General features: G+C 55.2%; 16 protein-coding genes and 2 pseudogenes. 8 read left to right on the top strand and 10 right to left on the bottom strand.

The features are described from left to right. A pseudogene (locus tag HMPREF1028_RS08840) lies at window positions 1-192 on the bottom strand (IS110 family transposase); the annotation flags it as partial. 334 nt (window positions 193-526) lie between these two features. On the opposite strand from HMPREF1028_RS08840, the gene HMPREF1028_RS08835 reads away from it, so the two are divergent. Continuing rightward, on the top strand, window positions 527-2,239 hold the full coding sequence (locus HMPREF1028_RS08835) for a flotillin family protein (RefSeq protein WP_003743659.1): 1,713 nt from the start codon (window positions 527-529) through the stop codon (window positions 2,237-2,239). A gap of 85 nt (window positions 2,240-2,324) precedes the next feature. On the opposite strand, the gene HMPREF1028_RS08830 is transcribed toward HMPREF1028_RS08835, so the two are convergent. Then, window positions 2,325-3,584 (bottom strand): N-acetylmuramoyl-L-alanine amidase, encoded by a 1,260-nt coding sequence (locus tag HMPREF1028_RS08830; RefSeq protein ID WP_009312443.1) that lies wholly within the window; start codon window positions 3,582-3,584, stop codon window positions 2,325-2,327. Next, window positions 3,566-4,042, bottom strand: coding sequence for a tRNA (adenosine(37)-N6)-threonylcarbamoyltransferase complex ATPase subunit type 1 TsaE (gene tsaE / locus HMPREF1028_RS08825; protein WP_009312442.1), 477 nt, complete (start codon window positions 4,040-4,042; stop codon window positions 3,566-3,568). Before tsaE ends, HMPREF1028_RS08830 begins: the two co-directional genes overlap by 19 nt. Window positions 4,043-4,147: 105 nt before the next feature. On the opposite strand from tsaE, the gene HMPREF1028_RS15725 reads away from it, so the two are divergent. Beyond that, window positions 4,148-4,279 carry a hypothetical protein gene (locus HMPREF1028_RS15725; protein WP_283118737.1) on the top strand — a complete coding sequence of 44 codons (132 nt, stop codon included), beginning with the start codon at window positions 4,148-4,150 and terminating at the stop codon, window positions 4,277-4,279. Window positions 4,280-4,293: 14 nt separating this feature from the next. Next, window positions 4,294-5,106 (top strand): glutamate racemase, encoded by an 813-nt coding sequence (murI, locus tag HMPREF1028_RS08820; protein ID WP_156798120.1) that lies wholly within the window; start codon window positions 4,294-4,296, stop codon window positions 5,104-5,106. Window positions 5,107-5,194: 88 nt separating this feature from the next. On the opposite strand, the gene HMPREF1028_RS08815 is transcribed toward murI, so the two are convergent. From HMPREF1028_RS08815 to HMPREF1028_RS08805, 3 genes are all read right to left on the bottom strand, one after another. Next, complete coding sequence (locus tag HMPREF1028_RS08815; RefSeq protein ID WP_009312440.1) at window positions 5,195-7,303, bottom strand: TonB-dependent receptor; 2,109 nt, start codon at window positions 7,301-7,303, stop codon at window positions 5,195-5,197. A gap of 203 nt (window positions 7,304-7,506) precedes the next feature. After that, on the bottom strand, window positions 7,507-8,130 hold the full coding sequence (gene rsmG, locus HMPREF1028_RS08810) for a 16S rRNA (guanine(527)-N(7))-methyltransferase RsmG (protein ID WP_003759807.1): 624 nt from the start codon (window positions 8,128-8,130) through the stop codon (window positions 7,507-7,509). Between the two features lie 227 nt (window positions 8,131-8,357). Then, entirely contained in the window at window positions 8,358-9,356 is a 999-nt protein-coding gene (locus HMPREF1028_RS08805) for an RluA family pseudouridine synthase (protein WP_009312439.1), read from the bottom strand. 567 nt (window positions 9,357-9,923) lie between these two features. On the opposite strand from HMPREF1028_RS08805, the gene HMPREF1028_RS08800 reads away from it, so the two are divergent. Further along, a complete protein-coding gene (locus HMPREF1028_RS08800) occupies window positions 9,924-12,956 on the top strand; it encodes an Rne/Rng family ribonuclease (RefSeq protein WP_009312438.1) in 3,033 nt (1,010 codons plus the stop codon). Between the two features lie 102 nt (window positions 12,957-13,058). Here the strand turns inward: HMPREF1028_RS08800 and HMPREF1028_RS08795 are convergent, their stop codons facing one another. From HMPREF1028_RS08795 to HMPREF1028_RS08785, 3 genes are all read right to left on the bottom strand, one after another. After that, on the bottom strand, window positions 13,059-13,595 hold the full coding sequence (locus tag HMPREF1028_RS08795; protein ID WP_003767081.1) for a porin family protein: 537 nt from the start codon (window positions 13,593-13,595) through the stop codon (window positions 13,059-13,061). 411 nt (window positions 13,596-14,006) lie between these two features. Next, window positions 14,007-15,239: a PilT/PilU family type 4a pilus ATPase gene (locus HMPREF1028_RS08790; RefSeq protein WP_009312437.1), complete on the bottom strand. Its 1,233-nt coding sequence runs from the start codon at window positions 15,237-15,239 to the stop codon at window positions 14,007-14,009. A gap of 168 nt (window positions 15,240-15,407) precedes the next feature. Continuing rightward, a complete protein-coding gene (locus tag HMPREF1028_RS08785) occupies window positions 15,408-16,454 on the bottom strand; it encodes a type IV pilus twitching motility protein PilT (RefSeq protein WP_003767088.1) in 1,047 nt (348 codons plus the stop codon). A gap of 179 nt (window positions 16,455-16,633) precedes the next feature. Here HMPREF1028_RS08785 and HMPREF1028_RS08780 point away from each other — a divergent pair, with 179 nt between their 5' ends. Beyond that, the gene (locus HMPREF1028_RS08780; RefSeq protein ID WP_009312436.1) at window positions 16,634-17,341 is read left to right on the top strand and encodes a YggS family pyridoxal phosphate-dependent enzyme; all 708 of its coding nucleotides are present in this window, start codon (window positions 16,634-16,636) and stop codon (window positions 17,339-17,341) included. Between the two features lie 226 nt (window positions 17,342-17,567). Here HMPREF1028_RS08780 and HMPREF1028_RS14755 read toward each other — a convergent pair. Next, window positions 17,568-17,684 (bottom strand): annotated as a pseudogene (locus HMPREF1028_RS14755) (IS5/IS1182 family transposase); the annotation flags it as partial. Between the two features lie 27 nt (window positions 17,685-17,711). On the opposite strand from HMPREF1028_RS14755, the gene proC reads away from it, so the two are divergent. The 3 genes from proC (at window position 17,712) to dksA (ending at window position 19,676) form a co-directional block, all read left to right on the top strand. Then, complete coding sequence (gene proC, locus HMPREF1028_RS08775; protein WP_009312435.1) at window positions 17,712-18,509, top strand: pyrroline-5-carboxylate reductase; 798 nt, start codon at window positions 17,712-17,714, stop codon at window positions 18,507-18,509. 2 nt (window positions 18,510-18,511) lie between these two features. Further along, window positions 18,512-19,066, top strand: coding sequence for a YggT family protein (locus HMPREF1028_RS08770; RefSeq protein ID WP_009312434.1), 555 nt, complete (start codon window positions 18,512-18,514; stop codon window positions 19,064-19,066). Between the two features lie 193 nt (window positions 19,067-19,259). After that, a complete protein-coding gene (gene dksA / locus HMPREF1028_RS08765; RefSeq protein WP_003767066.1) occupies window positions 19,260-19,676 on the top strand; it encodes an RNA polymerase-binding protein DksA in 417 nt (138 codons plus the stop codon). Window positions 19,677-20,100 lie beyond the last annotated feature (424 nt).

Genomic DNA, 20,100 nt, shown 5'->3' with positions numbered 1-20,100 from the left:
AATTTCGAGACCGCCGGTGCTTTCCATGACGACGAGGGCGACGTTGTGTTTTTTAAGGTATTCGATAGTATGGGCGATACCTTTGGGGTTGTTGGTTTCGGTTTTGGTTTTGGTTTTAGACAAAGACGAAACGGCGATGACGAAGTTTCGTTTGGCGATGTCGATGCCTGCACAGTTGTATTGGGTACTCATCATAAACCTGCCTTGCATTCGGTTGTGTTGTCTGGCAACTGTCCGGTTGTGTCGATGGGTTGCCCGGCCGCTCCCTGAGCTACGCAACGGTTGTTTGCCTTGGTCGGATGCGGGTGGCGGCGGGCGGTTTGTTGCTATGATACGGGTGTTTCGATATACAAGGTCGGATACTTGTATCCGACAAAAGCCTGCCATCTCAAAAGCCGTCAGATTCGAGAATCTGACCTACCTTTAAAACTGCTATTTTTAACCTTTTCAGACGACCCCAAACCCTAAAAAAACCGTCTGAACCCACGCCCCTCAAGGGTATATCGACAACAAGAAAGGAAAACCCATGAACTTAGTTTCCATCGGCATCATCGCCGGCGTCATACTCGTCGCGCTGTTCGTACTCGGCCTCATCCTCACCCGCCTGTACCGCCGCGCCAGCAAAGAAGTCTCCTTCGTCCGTACCGGCTTCGGCGGCGAAAAAGTCATCATGAACGGCGGTGCGATGGTGCTGCCCGTGCTGCACGAAATCATCCCCGTCAACATGAACACATTGCGTCTTGAAGTGCGCCGCGCGGCGCAGCAGGCGTTGATTACCCGCGACCGGATGCGCGTTGACGTCATGGCGGAATTTTACGTCCGCGTCAAACCCAGCGCCGAGAGCATCGCCACCGCCGCGCAAACGCTGGGTATGAAAACCATGTCGCCCGACGAATTGAAAGACCTCGTTGAAGGTAAATTCGTCGATGCCCTGCGCGCCGTTGCCGCCGAAATGGCGATGGAAGAGCTGCACGAGAAACGTGTTGATTTCGTTCAAAAAGTGCAACAAGTCGTCAGCGAAGACTTGTTTAAAAACGGCCTCGAACTCGAAACCGTCTCCCTGACCGGCCTCGACCAAACCAGCTTTGAGTTTTTCAACCCGCAAAACGCCTTTGACGCGGAAGGTCTGACCAAACTGACCGAAACCATCGAAGGCCGCCGCAAAAAACGCAACGAAATCGAACAAGATACCGATTTGGCGATTAAAACCAAAAACCTCGAAGCCGAGCAGCAACGCCTGAAAATCTCGCGCGAAGAAGAATACGCCAAACTCGAACAAGAACGCGAAATCGCCGTGCGCCGCGCCGAACAGGAAGCCAGCATCGCCGAGCAGGAAGCGCAGAAAAAACGCGAGGCGGAAGAAGCCAAAATCGCCGCCGAGCGCGAAGTGGATTTGAAACGCATCGCCGCCGAACGCGACATTAAAAACGAAGACATCCGCAAAGCCCAAGCCGTCGAGCAGGCGGAGGTCGAACGCCGCAAAGCCATCGAGCTTGCCGAACAAGACCGCGCCATCGCCGTTGCCGAGAAATCGCGTGCAGAATCCGAAGCCAAAGCCGAGGCCGACAAAGCCCGCGCCGCCGCCGTGCGTGAAGAAGAGAGCGTGATTACCGTACGCGAAACCGAACGCGCCGAACGTGCCAAAGCGGTTGAACTGATTGCCGCCGAAGAAGCCGCGCAAAAAGACGCGATTTCGCTCACCGTCGCCGCCGAAGCTGAGAAACAGGCCGCACAAGACCGCGCCGAAGCCGTGCGCATCGCCGCCGAAGCCGAAGCTGAGAAACAACGCCTGCAAGCCAAAGGTGAAGCCGATGCCAAAGTCCTGCTGGCACAAGCGCAAGAGCAGCAATACAAAGTCGATGCCGAAGGTACCCGTGCCGTCAACGAAGCCGCCAACGTCCTGAGCGTCGAGCAAGTCGAAATGCAAGTGCGCCTCGCCCTGTTGAAACACCTGCCCGACATCATCCGCGAATCCGTGCGTCCGATGGAAAACATCGACGACATCAAGATTCTGCAAGTCAACGGCTTGGGCGGATTCAGCGGCGCTGCCAACGGCTCCGAAGGCGTGTCGGACGGTCAAACCACACAAGCCAGCCTCGCCGACCAAATGGTCAACAGCGCCCTGCGCTACCGCAGCCAAGCCCCGCTGGTTGACGGCCTCTTGAAAGAATTGGGCCTGAACGGCGGCGACATCAACGGTCTGACGCAAGGGCTGGATAAAGGCATCGGCAAGGAATAAGCTGCACTGTAAAGAAGGTTTAAAAGCAAAGGTCGTCTGAAAACCTGTTTTCAGACGACCTTTTATCTTTTCCGGCAAACCTAACTTACCCTCTGCGCAATACGGCGTTGTTGACGTATTTTTGGATGCCGGTGGCGATGGCATCGGCGCATTGGCGGCGGAAGGAGTCGCTGCCGAGCAGCCGCTCTTCGGTCGGGTTGGACAGGAAGGCGGTTTCAACGAGGATGGAAGGGATGTCGGGCGCGCGCAGGACGGCGAAGTTGGCTTCGTCAACGCGACCTTTGTGGAGTTGGTTGAGTTTGCCCAATTCGGTCAGGACGGAATGTCCGAGCTTGCGGCTGTCGCGCATGGTGGCGGTTTGGGTCATGTCGAGAATGGCGTTATCGACGCTGCGGTTGCCGCTTTTGGCAACGCCGCCGATGGCGTCGGCGTTGTTTTGGGTTTGGGCGAGGAATTTGGCGGCGGAGCTGGTCGCACCTTTGGTGTTGAGCATATACACGCCGGTACCGCGCGCGGACGGGCTGGTGAAGGCGTCCGCGTGGATGGAGACGAACACGTCGGCATTACGGGCGCGGGCTTTGGCGACGCGCACGCCCAACGGGATGAAGATGTCTTCGTTGCGGGTCATGTAAACGGTGTAGCCTATGCTTTCAAGGCGGTTTTTGGCTTCGCGGGCGATGGAGAGGACGACGTTTTTCTCTTTCAAGCCGCTCGGACCGATGGCACCGGGGTCTTCGCCGCCGTGACCGGGGTCTATCATAATGACGGGACGGCGTCCACCGCGGTTGGAGCGCGGAGGCGTGTCTTGGGCAATGTTCGTGCGTTCGGCAGGACGTTGCGTTTGCATGCGTTTTGGCGGGTTGCCGTTGAGCAGCGCCATCATCGGGTCGTTGGCATCGACGCCGTGCGGATAAAGGTCGATCACGAGGCGGTTTTTAAAGCCGCCGACAGGGGCAAGCGAGAAGACTTGCGGATGGGCGTTTTGCTTGAGGTCGATCACGACGCGCACGGTCGTCGGGGTGTTTTGTCCGGCGCGGATGCTGCGGATATAGGGGTCGTCGGGCAGGACTTTGCCGGAAATGCCTTGCAGGACGCTGTTGATGTTGGCGTTTTGGATGTCAACGACGAGCCTGCCGGGGTTTTCCAAGGCGAAATGCTGATATTGCAGCGCGCGCGAGCTTTCGATGGTGATACGGGTATAGGCGTGCGAAGGCCAAATACGGGCGGCGACGAATTGGGCTGGCGGCGCGGCTTTGGCGAGGGCGGAGGCAATCGGCGTGAGGGTGAACAACAGTCCGGCAGTTTGGCGGACGACTTGTCTTCGTGTCAGTTTGAATTTAACCATGCTTCTAAACTTTTTTGTCCGTTGGCGGTGTGTGCGGTAGCGGTGCAGGTCCTGCCCTGCGCGGCGTGATTCAGGGATACGGTGATGTCTGCGGGCGGAGTGAACGCGCCACCCTGTTGCGGCCATTCGATGATGCAGACGCTGTCAGGGGAGAACAGGTCGTCCAAACCCGCATCTTCCCATTCTTCGGGCGAGGCAAAGCGGTAAAGGTCGAAATGATGGAGCGTGAACGCTTCCAGCGGATAGGATTCGACGATGGCGTAGGTCGGGCTTTTGACCGCGCCGGTGTGTCCGAGTCCGCGCAGGATGCCGCGCGTGAACGTGGTTTTCCCCGCGCCCAAATCGCCTTGCAGATGGATGACCAATGGCGCGTGCAGCGATTTTGCCCAACTTTCGCCCAGCTCGAGTGTGGACTCTTCGTCGGGAAGCAGGCGGGAAAAGGTTGCGCCCTCGCTCATGAAATCAGCCTTATCGTGTTCTAAAAACCTTAATTATGCTGGATTTACGGGCATTTGCAAACATAAGGGAGGATAAAGTTAGATAAAGATGTTTAATCGGCATCTTTGCCGTCTGCCGTCCAAACGCCGCAGAGGTCGTCTGAAAACGCCGTTTCCACACAACTCAAACCCTTTCAGACGACCTCATCCCTGTTAAGCCTTGCGCCGAACGTGTACAATCCGCCCCATCATACCTAATCCGTACAAACCGCATCATGACTATCAGCAAACAACGCCCCATCGGCGTTTTCGATTCCGGCGTTGGCGGACTGACCAACGTCCGCGCCCTGATGGAACGCCTGCCGATGGAAAACATCATCTACTTCGGCGACACCGCCCGCGTTCCCTACGGCACCAAATCCCGCGCCACCATCGAAACCTTCGCCATGCAGATTGTCGATTTCCTGCTGGAAAACGATGTCAAGGCGCTCGTCATCGCGTGCAACACCATCGCCGCCGTTGCCGGACAAAAAATCCGTCAAAAAGCAGGCAATATGCCCGTATTGGACGTGATTTCTGCCGGCGCGCAGGCCGCTCTGAACACCACGCGCAACAACAAAATCGGCATCATCGCCACCAACACCACCGTCAACAGCAACGCCTACGCCCGCGCCATCCACGCCCAAAACCCCGACACGCTCGTGCGCACGCAGGCGACGCCGCTGCTCGTGCCGCTGGTGGAAGAAGGCTGGCTCGACCACGAAGTGACCCGCCTGACCGTGCGCGAATACCTCAAACCGCTCTTGGTGGACGACATTGACACGCTCGTCCTCGGCTGCACCCACTTCCCGCTGCTCAAGCCCCTAATCGGCAAAGAAGCGCAAAACGTCGCCCTGGTCGATTCCGCCATCACCACCGCCGAAGCGACCGCCCAAGCACTCGCCCAAGCAGGGCTGCTCAACACTAAAAACGACAGCCCCGACTACCGCTTCTACGTCAGCGACATCCCCCTGCGCTTCCGCACCATAGGCGAACGCTTCCTCGGACGCAGCATGGAACAAATCGAAATGGTCTCGCTGGGATAAGGCATATCCCGCATACCAAAACGAGAGGTCGTCTGAAAACTCGAAACACGGGTTTTCAGACGACCTTTGTTCCATTTCCTGTCCGAGATTAGAAACTGTAATTCACCCGTGCCGTATAAGTGCGCGGCGCGCCGGGCATGGCGTCGGAACGCCAGTATTTTTGATTGAACAGATTGCCGACGGCGAAAGTGAGGTTCAGGTTTTTGCGGTTCCAGCCGAGCATGGCGTCGGTGCGGACGAAGCCGGGAAGCGTGGTGACTTCTTTGTTTCTTGAATCGTAGCCGTAGCGTTTGCCCGTACCGGTTACGCCGATTTCGCCGTAGAGGTTTTCGGTCGGCGTGTAACGGAAGAACAGGTTGCCGGTAACGTTGCTGGTGTTGTCCAAGTGGATGCCCACTCTGTCGGGATTTTCTTTGTCTTCAACGACTTTCGCCTGCATCACGCCCAACGAGCCGCGCAGATAGAGTTTTTTGGGGATGATTTGTCCGATGGCGGACAGTTCCACACCGCGCGAACGGTGTTTGCCGCCGACAGCCCAAGTGTAGGGATCATTTTGCGCGTCGGGACGGTAGCGGATATTGAAGCGTTCGATTTGGTAGGCGGACAATGTGGTGCTGAGGCGGTCGTCCAGCCAACTGCTTTTGACGCCGGTTTCGTATTGGCGGGTGTATTCGGGATCGGCGTTGAACACGGCGGAAGACGAAGTATCGATGCTCAAATAGCCGCCGCGTTCGCCATAAGGCGCGAAGCCTTTGTTATACGAGGTATAGAGTGTGTGGGCAGGCGTTACGTTCCACACTGCGCCGATATTGGGGCTGAATGAATGGCCGCTGTATTGGCGGCTGCTGCCGGTGAGTTTGTTTTCGGAATTAAAGGTGTATTTGTCGTAACGGCCGCCGAGGACGAATTTCAAATCGGGCGTGGCGGAGAAGATGTTTTGCACAAAGATGCCGTAGGAGTCGGCTTTGTGGCGGTTTTGGGTGAGGACGGGTTGCAGCCTGCCCGAAGCCGGCCAGCTTGTGCGGTCGTAGGGGTTGATGGAGGCGGAAAAGGCGCGGCTGAAACCCAATGTCGGGTTGCGGCGTTCGCGGCTGTAATCCAAGCCTACGGTCAGGTGGTTTTCAAAACGGCCGATGTTGTAGTCGCCGTTGAGCGTGAAGTTGGACGACAGGGTTTTGTTGTCGGTCTGCTGCCAGGCGTAATTGCGCTTGATTAGGCTGCCGTTTTCGCTGCCTGCATAGAAATGGTCGAAATCCTGCGCCGCCGTGCGGTGGGCGAGCTGCCATTGGGCGCGCCATTTGTCGTTGAAGGCGTATTCGAGGTCGGAACGCCAGACTTGCAGCTTGTCTTTGACAAAATCGTTCGGGTGGGCGAACCCCATGCGGTAAGGCAGTCCGAAGCGGTCGTACACGGACTTGGTCGGGCTGCGATCGGGCGTGCGCTCCACATTGTCGTAGGTGTATTGCCCCGTCCATTTCAAGCCGTTGTCGAGTTTGACGGTAATGCTGGGCGAAACCATGACGTTTTTGCTGTCTATACCGCTGCGGAACGAATTGGCGCGCCCGACTTCGCCGGTGAGGCGGATGGCGACGTTTTTGTTCAGCACTTCGTTGATGTCCATATTCAGGCTGCGGTTTGCCCACGAGCCGTAAACCGCACCGATGTTGCGGCTTTGTTTGAAGTTGGCGTATTTGCTGACCATGTTGATGACGCCGCCGCCGTTGGTGCGGCCGTAAAGCACGGAAGACGGGCCTTTCAGGATTTCCACGCGCTCGATGTTGGCAGTGCTGCGGCGCACCTGGCCGCTTTCGCGCACGCCGTCGCGGTAAATATCGGATGCGTCGGCTTGAAAACCGCGCAGGAAAATGCTTTCGCCGCGCATATCGTAGGCAGCGTCGATGCCGGCGTTGCCTTCGAGGATGGAACTCAAATCGTTTGTACCGTAATTTTTGTTTTTTTGGATGTTGAGCGTATCGACGGTTTGCGGCGTTTCTTTGATGAGCTGGCCGTTGCGGGTAACGGCGGCTTCGTCGTAGTTGATGTAGCCTTTGAGTACGCTGGTGTCGGACTGTCCGACCACGGTAACGGTGGGCAGCGTAGCAGTGTAATGTTCGCTATCAGTGGTATCGGCGGCATACAGCGGGAAGGCGGAAGCAATCAGGGCGGGAAGCAGGGAAAGGCGGGCAGAATATTGCATGTTCAACTCGAAAGGTGAAGGGATGCGGCATTATAGGAAATATTTTTGCTTAATCGAAATAATTGATAATAATTATCTTTATTTATGACAAACCGTGTTTATATTTTGCAACGAAGCAGCCATAAACCGAAAGGTCGTCTGAAAAGCCCTGTTTCGGGTTTTCAGACGACCTTTGCAATATTCAGGCTAAACGTTCGGAAGGTTCAAACCTTCTTCAAAACCACCATATGCCGTTCTGCATCCAAGCCGGGGACGTGGAGGGCTTCGACGCGTTCGACGGCGACGGTGTCGGGGAGTTTGGCGATTTCTTCTTCGGGGTACACGCCTTTCATGGCGACCCAGCGGCCGCCGTCTTTCAGCAGGTGTGCCGTCCAGTTGACGAAGTCGGCGAGTTCGGCGAAGGCGCGGCTGGTGATGATGTCGGCTTGTAAGTCTTGAACGGCTTCGACGCGGCCGCTGACGACGCGGACGTTACTTAGTCCGAGTTCGATGACGGCTTGTTGCAGGAAGGCGGTTTTTTTGGTGTTGGCGTCCAGAAGGGTGATGTTGAGGTCGGGGCGGCAGATGGCGGCGGGAATGCCGGGCTGTCCGCCGCCGGAGCCGACATCCAGCATAGTGTGCGCGCCTTGTAGGTAGGGGAGCAGGGTCAGGCTGTCGAGCAGGTGGTGGCTGACCATTTGCGCTTCGTCGCGCAGGGCGGTGAGGTTGTAGGTCTTGTTCCACTTTTTGAGCAGGCCGGTATAGGCGAGCAGTAGGGTTTGCTGTTCTGCGGATAGGTCCAAACCTAATGCCTGTATGCCTGATTGGAGTTGCTGTGTCGGGGTCATGGTGTTGGTCCGTGTTGTGTCGGGCGTTATGGTGTTGGTCCGTGTTGTGTCGGGCGTTATGGTAGCGGAAAAAAAGGTCGTCTGAAAGGCGTGGGGTTATTAAGGGATTAGGTTCTCAGAGCAGTGGAGTTGTAGCGTGGGCTTTGCCTGCGAAACTTGTTGTCTGACAATTTAAAACTGTCTTTATTTTCACATTTATTTCGTGGGCAAAGCCCACGCTACGGGTTTCAGACGACCTTCCCCGCGTTTTCCAACATCAGGACAAATTGTGCCAAATCTTGCGGCAGCGGGGCTTTTAAGGTGAGTTTTTCGCCTGTCAGCGGGTGGTCGAGGTGCAGCTCGGCGGCGTGCAGGAACATTCGTTTCAAACCGAGTTTCTGGAGGCGTTTGTTGGCTTGGTAGTCGCCGTAGCGTTCGTCGCCGGCAATGGGGCATTGCTGCGATTGGAGGTGGACGCGGATTTGGTGGGTGCGGCCGGTTTTCAGGGTGGCTTGCACGAGGGTGAGGTGCGAGAGTCCGACTTGGTGCAGGAGGTCGTCTGAAAAGCGGTTGAGCACGCGGAAAATGGTGTGCGCGGATTGTCCGTCTTCGCTGACGCGCACCATTTTTTCGCCTTGCGCGCCGGTGTATTTGAACAGGGGCAGTTTGACGTGGAAGCTGTCGTTCGGCAGTTTGCCTACGCCCAGCGCGAGGTAGATTTTTTTGGGGTGGTCGTTGCGGATGGCTTCGTGCAGTTTGACGAGCGCGCTGCGTTTTTTGGCGATCATCAGGAGGCCGCTGGTGTCTTTGTCGAGTCGGTGGACGAGTTCGAGATAGCGGGCTTCGGGGCGGGCGCGGCGGATTTGTTCGATGACGCCGAAGCTCACGCCGCTGCCGCCGTGGACGGCGATACCTGCGGGTTTGTCGATGACGAGCAATGCGTCGTCTTCGTAGATGATGGTAAATTCGCGCGCGGGTACGGCTTGGGCGCGGTTTTCAGACGACCTTTGTTTTTCGGCGGTGCGCACGGGCGGGATGCGGAGCAGGTCGCCTGTTTGGATGCGGCTGTCGGGCTTGCAGCGTTTTTTGTTCAGGCGCACTTCGCCGGCGCGGATAATGCGGTGGATATGGCTTTTGGGTACGCCTTTGAGGATTTTTATCAGATAGTTGTCAAGGCGTTGTCCGGCTTCGTGTTCGGCGACGGTAATCAGGCTGACTGAATCTTTGCTTATTGCGTGCGTTTTCATCTATAATCCCGAACATCCGTTTCGGCAGAAACCTGTACAAACAGGCCGTATGGGACGGATGGTATTGTTAAAACGAGATTTTATATTAAAAACGCACTCTGCAAAGCATTTTCCCTGCGTTTATGCCAAAGCCCGTAAACGCAGGAACGTGATTAAGTTTGATTTGATTTTGCCGATTTGACCGGGCATAAGACGAGGGGCGGGTGTTTGACAAACCTGCCGCGCCGCACCGTTCGAAACTTCCGGCATAACGATAATAAGAAGATGTCGGCTACCTGTTTTTCAAGCCGGGCCTGTACCGTCCGGACTTCGGCGGCGGACGGAGTGTTCCGCCGCATTGTTCTTTATTGCCTTCTTTATCCGTATCCTTCCGCACACGGCCGCATTGTTTTGGGCGGCGTGCAACCTTGCGGACTTCAATTCAAAAACTGATTGCTCATCCGGGTTTCTGCATTCCGCGCCGAAAAGGGGCGCGGGCTATGCCCAATCCCGCCCGCCTCGCAGAGTGTCTGACAAAGAGCAGGCAGGTCGTCTGAAAAGGCTGCCCGCCTGTGCGAGGTAATGATTATGAAAAGAATGTTGTTCAATGCAACGCAGGCCGAAGAGTTGCGCGTTGCCATTGTCGATGGGCAAAACCTTTTGGATTTGGACATCGAAACGCTGGGTAAAGAGCAGCGCAAAGGTAATATTTACAAGGGTATCATCACCCGTATCGAGCCGTCGCTGGAAGCGTGTTTCGTAGATTACGGAACCGACCGCCACGGCTTTTTGCCGTTTAAAGAGGTGTCCCGTTCGTATTTCCAAGATTACGAAGGCGGCAGGGCGCGTATTCAGGACGTGCTCAAAGAAGGCATGGAAGTCATCGTCCAAGTCGAAAAAGACGAACGCGGCAACAAAGGCGCGGCGCTGACCACCTTCATCAGCCTGGCCGGACGCTATCTGGTATTGATGCCCAACAACCCGCGCGGCGGCGGCGTATCCCGCCGTATCGAAGGCGAAGAGCGTCAAGAACTCAAAGCCGCCATGGCAGAACTCGACATTCCGAACGGCATGAGCATCATCGCCCGCACAGCCGGCATCGGCCGCAGCGCGGAAGAGTTGGAATGGGATTTGAACTACCTCAAACAGCTTTGGCAGGCCATCGAAGAAGCCGGCAAGGCGCACCACGAACCCTACCTCCTCTTCATGGAAAGCTCGCTGCTCATCCGCGCCATCCGCGACTATTTCCGTCCCGACATCGGCGAAATTCTGGTGGACAATCAAGAGGTTTATGACCAAGTTGCCGAGTTTATGAGCTACGTCATGCCGAGCAACGTAGGTCGTCTGAAACTCTATGAAGACCACACGCCGCTGTTCTCCCGCTTCCAAATCGAACACCAAATCGAAAGCGCGTTTGCCCGCAGCGTCAGCCTGCCTTCCGGCGGCGCGATTGTGATCGACCACACCGAAGCCCTCGTTTCCATTGACGTCAACTCCGCCCGTGCGACACGCGGCGCGGACATTGAAGACACCGCCTTCAAAACCAATATGGAAGCCGCCGAAGAAGTCGCCCGCCAAATGCGCCTGCGCGACTTGGGCGGTTTGGTCGTCATCGACTTCATCGACATGGAAAACCCCAAGCACCAGCGCGATGTTGAAAACGTCTTGCGCGACGCGCTCAAAAAAGACCGCGCCCGCGTGCAAATGGGCAAACTTTCCCGCTTCGGCCTCTTGGAATTGAGCCGCCAACGCCTGAAACCCGCCTTGGGCGAAAGCAGCCACGTCGCCTGCCCGCGCTGCGCCGGTACCGGCGTCATCCGCGGCATCGAATCGACCGCCCTGCACGTTTTGCGCATCATTCAAGAAGAAGCGATGAAAGACAACACCGGCGAAGTGCACGCCCAAGTGCCCGTCGATGTCGCCACCTTCCTGCTGAACGAAAAACGCGCCGAGCTGTTTGCGATGGAAGAGCGTTTGGACGTCAACGTCGTCCTGATTCCGAATATCCACTTGGAAAACCCGCACTACGAAATCAACCGCATCCGCATCGACGACGTAGAAGAAGACGGCGAACCGAGCTACAAACGCGTTGCCGAGCCGGAAGAAGACGAATCCGCCAAACCTTTCGGCAGCGAAAGAGCCAAAGCCGCCCGTCCCGAACCCGCCGTCAAAGGCGTGCGCCATACCCAGCCTGCCCCGACCGTATCCGAGCAGAAAAGCGGTTCATGGTGGGATACCTTCAAAGCATGGCTCAAACGCATTTTCGGCGGCAATACCGCAACCGAAACCGCGCCTGTTGCCGAAGTGGCGGAAAAACGCACTTCAAACGGCAACAACCGCAACGGCAATTCTGGCAACCGCCGCGCAAACAACCGCCGTCAAAACCCGCGCCGCAACAATAGGCATGACGGCAGCAAGGTAGAAGTGCGCGAAGTGGCGGACTTCAAAGACAAAGCAGCGGACAATCAGGCAGCGGAAAACGAAACCCGCAACGCCAAAGACAACCGCCGCAGCCGCAACCGCCAAAACGAGCGCAACGCCGCCGCGGAAGCCGAAAACCTCGAAGTCCAAGCACTCGCCGCCGCAACGTCGTCTGAAAACGAATCCCGTTCGGGCGAGCAGGCGCAAGGCAGTAAACGCCGCCGCAACAACAACCGCAACGAACGCAACCGCGAACAAGCGGAAATCCGTGCGGAAGAAACCTTGTCCGAAGCAGTGGACAACGCAGCGGAAGAGGGCGTGCAAACCGCTGATAACGATGCGCCGAAAGGCAACGAACGCCGCCAACGCGAGCGCAACAACCAACGCGACCGCCGCGAACGCAACAATCAGCGCGACCGCCGTCAAAACGGTAAAAAACGCAATATTCCGTCTGCCGCCAAAATCGAGCAGTACCTGAATATTCACGATACCGCCGACAAAGTCCGCTTCGCCGCCGCGCACGTCATGGGCGAGCCTGTCGAAGAAGAACCGTTTGCCGTAACCATCCCCGCTCCCGAGGATAGTGTCGAGCCTTTGGTTGTCGTCGTTTCCGAACCCGTTGCGGCCACTGAAGAAGCCTTCGTGTTCTCCATCGAAGGCGAAGAAGCGGACAGCGGCATCCTGATCGAAGACAGCACCGACGACGAATGCAGCATCATCGACTCCGCCATCGGCAGCGTTGAAGATACCCCGACCTCCGTGTTCGCCATCGAAACCGAAGACGGCTACCAACCGATGACCGCCGTCCCTGCCGAAGGTGAAGCCGAAGCCGTCGCCGAAATGGAGGAAGAGCTGGTCGTTTGGAAAGCCGAACGCGAAGCTGCCGCCGCCATCGAAGCCCTTGCCGCCGCCGCAGCTGCCGCCGCAGCTGCCCAGGCAGCAGAATCCGAACCGCAAACTACGCCGGAAGCAGGCCAAGCGGAAGCGACCGAGCCGGAAGAAACTGTTCCTGCCGTTGCCGCGATGCCCGACTTAGGCGGTTTGGTGTTCGTCGAAACCAATCCCGAAGCCGTCGCCGCCTTTGCCGAACAGGTTCAGCCCGAACCCGAATCCGGCCTGCGCCGCGCGGATGTGCCGAAAGTTGAAGCCGAACCCGTCGTCGCCACCGAAATGGTCTTGGTGGAAACGCGTAAAGACTGAAGGCTGAAAGAAGAGGGCATCGTTTAAGATGCCCGAATCGACAAAAAGGTCGTCTGAAACCGTAAATCCGGTTTCAGACGACCTTTGCCTGTTTAAAAAAGATTATTTGAAGCGGTAGCCGACAGTAGCCATGTAGCTGTTGTTGTGGACTTTCAAATTGTCTTTTTTATAACGGGTTTGCTCCCATTCGGCACCGACTTCGACATTCGGTGCAACGGCGTATTTCGCGCCCACGCCGTAGCCGAGGCCGTTCATATTGTTGCGTTTCGCGCCCAGATTGTCGAAGCGGCCGTAGTGGTAGCCGACCTTACCGTAAGCCAGCGCATTGTCGGTCAGGCGGTAGCCTTGGACGTAGGAAACGTTGGCATCGACTTTTTGTTTCGCATTGCCCGCGATTTTGCGGTGCAGCGGTTTGACACCGGCTTCAACGCCGCCAATCCAGTTGCTTTGTCCGAATTGTGTGTTGTAGCTGCCGCGTACGGCAACGTCGCCTTTGGTTTTTTCGTTCAGATTAACGTTGCGCACATCACTTTTGGTTGCGCCCGCGCCGACTTCCAAGCCTGCGCCGGTAAAAGAACCGTCAGCGAAAGTGATGGCGGAAGCGGTAGCCAATAAAACAGTCAGTAAGGTTTTTTTCATGATAATGCTCCTTCACGGATAAACAGGAAGCGTGTTTCTGCTTCCGACGAATCCAGTATCGGATGCTTGCGGATGAGCCGCAACCGCCTTTGCCGAGGCGTTACCCATCTTCTCAAGTGCTTAACGTTTGTAATTCATTGAAACGGCTGAATTTGCGTCGTCCGAAATGTTGAGATGCGCGATTTATAATTTGCGTAAAGTGCGATGAAAAGTATGAAGATTTATGAACCTTGCTGTGTGGAGAGGGACGCGTTTGGCAGCAGAGGCGGAGTGCGGGAAAAATGATAAAGGTTTAAATAGCAGTTTACATTGGTTGGTGTGGCTTTATTGCCATAAGCGCGACAAAGGTCGTCTGAAAACCGGGTTTTTTCAGGTTTTCAGACGACCTTTGTTTTGCCTGAAATTGGGTGTTTACGAAATCAGGTTCAAATCGCTGATGCGGTCGTAGAGGCGGTCGGGGTCGTTGCCTTCTTCGTGCATTTGGATGCGCAGGCGCAGGTCGTTGGTGGAAACGGCTTGGCGTAGGGCTTCGTCGTATTCGATTTGATCTTGGATGTAGAGTTCGAACAGGTGTTGGTCGAAGGTCTGCATGCCGTCTGTGCCGGAGCGCATCATGAGTTCACGGATTTCCATGAGTTCGCCTTTGAAAATCAAATCCTGCATGGCGGGCGTGTTGAGCAGCAGGTCGACGACGGCGGTACGCTGGCTGCGGTTTTTCTTGATGGCGAGGCGTTGGCCGATGATGCCGGTCAGGTTGAGTGCCAAATCCATGAGGACTTGTTTGCGTCGGTCTTCTTGGTAGAAGTTGATGATACGCTCGATGGTTTGGGCGGCGGTGTTGGCGTGGATGGTGAAGACGCACAAGTGGCCGGTTTGGGCAAGCTGGAGGGCGTATTCCATACTGGCTTCGCTGCGCACCTCGCCGATACAGACGACGTCAGGCGCTTGACGCATCGCGCTTTGGACGGCGATTTTCCAGTCGTTGGTGTCGATGCCGACTTCGCGCTGGGTGAAGATGCTGCGGCGGGGTTTGTAGATGAATTCGATCGGGTCTTCGATGGTGACGATATGGCCGGGCATTTTGTGGTTGCGGTAGTCGAGCATGGATGCCATGGTGGTCGATTTACCGGAACCGGTCGGGCCGGCAAGGATCAGCAGGCCGCGCGGGGAAAGGGAGAGGTCTTTGAGTTTGGCGGGCAGGCCGAGGCTCTCCATTTCGGGGATTTCTTGGTTGATGCGGCGCAAGACCATGCCGACGCGGCCTTGTTCGTGGTAGGCGTTGACACGGTAACGGGTGTTGCTGCGGGATTGGACGGAGTAGTTGAGTTCCCATTCGCGGTTGAAGGTTTCAAGCTGCTCGGGGTTCATGGTGGATTCGACGATGGCGGCTGTGTCTTCGCCGGTCAGGGCTTTGTGCGGGACGGGGGTCAGGGTACCGCTGACTTTGACGGCAGGCGGGAAGCCTGCGCTGATGAAGATGTCGGATGCGCCGCGTTTTTCTGCTTCGACGCACATGCGGTCGAGCAGGGGATGGAGGTGTGTACCGATTTCGGCGGGGGTGGGGATGTGCGGCGGTTGGTTTTTTTGCGAGTAGGCTTGCACCATTTCGCTGAGTAAGTCGTGTAAAGGAGTTGTTTCGCTCATTTTGTGTACTCTTTATCAGTAAGTGAATATTGAGACCGGCGGGCGGTTTGTTTGTTATTGGGTGTTGCCTGCCTTGCGGAGGTCGTCTGAAAATGGGAAACGGGCTTCCTCGTTGTGAAACTGCGTTTTCAGACGACCTGGTTTGTTCCCGATAATGGAATGTATTTATCAGACGATGGTCATGCTGTCGCTGTTTTGCGCTTTGCTGCGGGCTACGTCGGGGCTGATGGTACCTTGGCGGACGAGGGTTTGCAGCGCTTGGTCGAGGGTTTGCATGCCGTGTGATTGACCGGTTTGCAGCGCGGAGTTGATTTGGGCGATTTTGTTTTCGCGGATCAGGTTGCGCACTGCGGGGGTGGAAATGAGGATTTCGTGTGCGGCGACACGACCGTTGCCGTCGCGGGTTTTCAGCAGGGTTTGTGAAATAACCGCGCGCAGGGATTCGGACAACATCGAACGCACCATCTCTTTTTCGCCGGCAGGGAATACGTCGACGATACGGTCCACGGTTTTGGCGGCGCCGGTGGTGTGCAGCGTACCGAATACCAAGTGGCCGGTTTCGGCGGCAGTCAGCGCGAGGCCGATGGTTTCGGGGTCGCGCATCTCGCCTACGAGGATCACGTCGGGGTCTTCACGCAATGCGGAACGCAGGGCGTTGGCAAAGCTGTGGGTGTGTTGGTGCAGCTCGCGCTGGTTGACGAGGGCTTTCTTACTTTGGTGGACAAACTCGATCGGGTCTTCGATGGTGAGGATGTGTGCGGGTTGGGTTTCGTTGATGTAGTTGATCATTGCCGCCAGCGTGGTGGATTTACCGGAACCGGTCGGGCCGGTTACCAATACCAAGCCGCGCGGGTTGTCGGCGATTTTTTGGAAAATACGCGGGGCGCGCAGGTCTTCCAGCGTCAATACGTCGCTCGGAATGGTACGGAAGACGGCAGCAGGGCCGCGGTTGGAGGTAAATGCGTTGACACGGAAACGGGCGACGTTGGGCAGCTCGAAGGAGAAGTCCACTTCCAAATCTTGTTGGAACAGTTTGCGCTGATGGTCGTTCATGACCGAAGTGACCATGTTGCCGACTTCTTCGGCGGACATTTCGGGCAGGTTGATGCGGCGGATGTCGCCGTGAACGCGGATCATGGGGGACATTCCGGCGCTTAAGTGAAGGTCGGAAGCTTTGTTTTTGACGCCGAAAGCGAGTAAGTCGGTAATCTGCATAATGTGGCCTTGTTTTAGTTTAGAATAATGAGGCGGAACCCGATTTAAAATGCGGATGCGGAATGCCGGGCATTTCCCTGTTCAGGTTCCGATAAATTGTATTATTTTAAATACATAAACCGTTCAGACCAAGTAAAATTTTCAAAATCGCTGTAATTGATGTAATAAAGGAAGAAATCATGTCGGTATTGCAACAAAATTATGCGGAGGTGTGCCGCCGCATTGCCGAAGCCGAGCAAAAGGCGGGCAGGCAGGCGGGCGAAGTGGGTCTGATTGCTGTCAGCAAAACCTTCCCTTCAGACGACATCCGCGAGGTATATGCCGCAGGGCAGCGTGATTTCGGTGAAAACTATATTCAGGAGTGGTACGAGAAAACGGAAACACTTGCGGATTTGCCCGACATTGTTTGGCACGTCATCGGCGATGTGCAGTCAAACAAGACCAAATTTGTTGCCGAACGCGCGCATTGGGTGCATACGATAGGTCGTCTGAAAACCGCCCGCCGCTTGAGCGAACAGCGTCCGCCCGAAATGCCGCCTTTGCAGGTGTGCATCGAAGTCAATATCGCGGGCGAGGAGGCGAAACACGGCGTTGCGCCCGATGAGGCGGTCGCGCTGGCGGTGGAAGTGGCGAAGTTGCCGAATGTGGTTGTACGCGGGTTGATGTGTGTCGCCAAAGCCGACAGCGATGATGAGGAATTGCGCGTTCAGTTCCAAACCATGCAGAAACTGCTTGCCGACCTGAACGCGGCGGGTGTCCGCGCGGATGTGTTGTCTATGGGCATGTCCGGCGATATGCCTGTGGCGGTCGCATGCGGTGCAACGCATGTGCGCATCGGCAGCGCGATTTTCGGCAGACGGGAACCAAAAGGGAAAGACAGTCAATAAAACAGATTATCTTGACTGTTTTGCTTTGTTTGACGTTAACGGGTTGTCGGTTGATGGCTGGTATCCATGCGAGTCCTAATCAGGCTGGTGCAAGCCCAAAAAGCCGGCAGCAATAGATTTTTGGAAAAACAGGGTTTACACCGAACATCGCTGCCCGAAAGCGTTCGTTGGTAAAAAGGTCGTCTGAAATTTTCCGCTTTGGTGGGAACGGCATTTCAGACGACCCCAAGTATAGTGGATTAACTTTAAACCAGTACGGCGTTGCCTCGCCTTGCCGTACTATCTGTACTGTCTGCGGCTTCGTCGCCTTGTCCTGATTTAAATTTAATCTACTATAAAATGTATTTCATTTAAAAATTTAAGGAAATTTATGAACATCTACTTTTTAGGCGGCGGCAATATGGCAGCCGCCATCGCGGGCGGATTGGTCAAGCAGGGTGGATACCGCATCCACATCGCCAACCGCGGTGCGGAAAAACGCGAGCGTTTGGCAAAGGAATTGAATGTTGAAGTTTCTGAATCCCTGCCCGAACTGCATTCAGACGACGTTTTGATTCTTGCCGTCAAACCGCAGGACATGGAAGCCGCGTGCCACAACGTTCGTGTCAACGGCGCATTGGTGCTATCCGTTGCCGCCGGTTTGTCTATTGATACCCTCAGCCGCTACCTTGGCGGAACACGCCGCATTGTCCGCACCATGCCCAATACGCCGGGAAAAATCGGTTTGGGCGTATCCGGCATGTTTGCCGAAGCCGAAGTATCCGAAGCCGACCGCGCCACCGCCGACCGGATTATGCGTTCCGTCGGTTTGACCGTTTGGCTGGACGAAGAAGACAAGTTGCACAACATTACCGGCATTAGCGGCAGCGGTCCTGCCTACGTCTTTTACCTGCTTAGCGCGCTGCAAACTGCCGCTCAGGCGCAAGGGTTCAGCGAAGAAGATGCCCGCGCCCTCAGTCTCGCCACGTTTAAAGGCGCAGTTGCCTTGGCAGAGCAAAGCGGCGAAGACTTCGCGAAACTGCAGCAAAACGTTACTTCCAAAGGCGGAACCACCCACGAAGCCATCGAAACGTTCAAATCATGCTGCGTCGCCGAAGCCATTGCCCAAGGCGTGGAAGCCTGCGTCAAGCGTTCGCAGGAAATGGCACAACAATATAAGGTCGTCTGAAAATGCGCGGAGATTTATTGATATTGCTTGCCGACGGCATCGTTATCCTGTGTTTGGCACGTCTCTTCCTGCAAGCGGCGGGATTGAGTGAAAATCATGCGCTCTTGGCGTTCAGCAAGCGATCAACCGATTGGCTGGTCAACCCGCTACATAAAATTCTGCCGGTTAAAAAATACGACCCAGCCTGCCTGTTGTCGGGACTGTTGTTATATTACATCGCATTCACCTTCATTACTTTAGTGGCGCAGCCTACCGCATTCAGCGCAAAAATCATCATCGCCAATTTTATACTGGCAGTATTGAATACAATTAAATCAGCAGCTTATGTGTTATTGATAGGGTTATTTATCCGCATGGTGCTCAGTATTAAAGATCCCTATTCCCAACTTTCCGTCGCGCTGGAACGGATATATCGCCCCATACTTTCTCCCGTACAGTTTTTAAAGTACGGACGCTACGATTTTTCAGGTAGTATATTGGCATTATTACTGTGGATCTGGTTAAGCAGTCTATCGCCCCAAATTACCCGCCAAATCAACTTGTGGCTACTGCAATAGACAGCGAGTTCATTAAGAATTTGCAGTATGACGTAAGCAAAATGCAAAAAAGTGAAAATCGAAAACACGACTGTGAAAACATGGTATCATGCCGCCATTTCCAAACGGGCTTGAGAAAAGAAGTCCTAAGAAATCAATAAAATAAACCACTTGAGTAGCATTTCGTTTCCCGCAATAGATTGAAAGAAAAATTATGGCAAAGCTGACAGAACAAGACATTTTGAATTGGGACGGCCCGGAAGAAGACTACATGAATAGTGACCAGTTGGCATTCTTCCGCGAACTGCTGGTAAAAATGCAAGACGAACTGATTGAAAACGCATCTGCCACCACCGGCCACCTGCAAGAACACGAATCGGCTCCCGATCCTGCCGACCGCGCTACTCAAGAAGAAGAGTACGCGCTGGAACTGCGCACCCGCGACCGTGAGCGCAAACTTTTAGGTAAAGTACAAGCAACCATCCGCAGTATCGACGAAGGCGATTATGGCTTCTGCGCGGATACCGGCGAGCCCATCGGCCTCAAACGCCTCCTTGCCCGCCCGACTGCGACACTTTCCGTGGAAGCACAAGAACGCCGCGAACGTATGAAAAAACAGTTTGCCGACTAAGTATAACGAAATCGGCTAATTGAATTAGACAGTAAGAAAATGAAAAGGTCGTCTGAAAGGGATTTCAGACGACCTTTGCTGTTGATTGAGTTTGGTTTGAGAATATTTTGAAATAAAAGTCTTTGTATTTCAGGTTGTTGTTAGGTTTTGTGGAATTTTTTGCGGTTTTGGGGGTTGACGGTTTTTGAGGAGGGGGGTATAGTTCGGTTCTTCGCTGCTTCGGCGGTGATTGAACGAACAGGTAAGTATATCACAGTTAGTCTGATTTTTCGAGGTTTTGAGAAAAGTTTTGATTGACAATGAGATGAAATGCTTTATAATTCGTTTTCGCTCTTTAACAAAACAGATTACCGATAAGTGTGAGTGCGACAGCCTCACACTTGTTTAGAAAGACAGACAAGATGATGTTTTAGACTATTGTCCT

Source organism: Neisseria sp. GT4A_CT1, from assembly GCF_000227275.1.
Classification (GTDB): domain Bacteria; phylum Pseudomonadota; class Gammaproteobacteria; order Burkholderiales; family Neisseriaceae; genus Neisseria.
This window is presented reverse-complemented; position numbering and strand designations above follow the sequence as displayed.

Excerpts from the sequence above, each read along its gene's own strand:
- HMPREF1028_RS08835 (WP_003743659.1), top strand. The coding sequence starts at position 527 with ATGAACTTAGTTTCCATCGGCATCATCGCCGGCGTCATACTCGTCGCG.
- HMPREF1028_RS08830 (WP_009312443.1), bottom strand. The coding sequence starts at position 3,584 with ATGGTTAAATTCAAACTGACACGAAGACAAGTCGTCCGCCAAACTGCC.
- tsaE (WP_009312442.1), bottom strand. The coding sequence starts at position 4,042 with ATGAGCGAGGGCGCAACCTTTTCCCGCCTGCTTCCCGACGAAGAGTCC.
- HMPREF1028_RS08815 (WP_009312440.1), bottom strand. The coding sequence starts at position 7,303 with ATGCAATATTCTGCCCGCCTTTCCCTGCTTCCCGCCCTGATTGCTTCC.
- rsmG (WP_003759807.1), bottom strand. The coding sequence starts at position 8,130 with ATGACCCCGACACAGCAACTCCAATCAGGCATACAGGCATTAGGTTTG.
- HMPREF1028_RS08805 (WP_009312439.1), bottom strand. The coding sequence starts at position 9,356 with ATGAAAACGCACGCAATAAGCAAAGATTCAGTCAGCCTGATTACCGTC.
- HMPREF1028_RS08800 (WP_009312438.1), top strand. The coding sequence starts at position 9,924 with ATGAAAAGAATGTTGTTCAATGCAACGCAGGCCGAAGAGTTGCGCGTT.
- HMPREF1028_RS08795 (WP_003767081.1), bottom strand. The coding sequence starts at position 13,595 with ATGAAAAAAACCTTACTGACTGTTTTATTGGCTACCGCTTCCGCCATC.
- HMPREF1028_RS08790 (WP_009312437.1), bottom strand. The coding sequence starts at position 15,239 with ATGAGCGAAACAACTCCTTTACACGACTTACTCAGCGAAATGGTGCAA.
- HMPREF1028_RS08785 (WP_003767088.1), bottom strand. The coding sequence starts at position 16,454 with ATGCAGATTACCGACTTACTCGCTTTCGGCGTCAAAAACAAAGCTTCC.
- HMPREF1028_RS08780 (WP_009312436.1), top strand. The coding sequence starts at position 16,634 with ATGTCGGTATTGCAACAAAATTATGCGGAGGTGTGCCGCCGCATTGCC.
- proC (WP_009312435.1), top strand. The coding sequence starts at position 17,712 with ATGAACATCTACTTTTTAGGCGGCGGCAATATGGCAGCCGCCATCGCG.
- HMPREF1028_RS08770 (WP_009312434.1), top strand. The coding sequence starts at position 18,512 with ATGCGCGGAGATTTATTGATATTGCTTGCCGACGGCATCGTTATCCTG.
- dksA (WP_003767066.1), top strand. The coding sequence starts at position 19,260 with ATGGCAAAGCTGACAGAACAAGACATTTTGAATTGGGACGGCCCGGAA.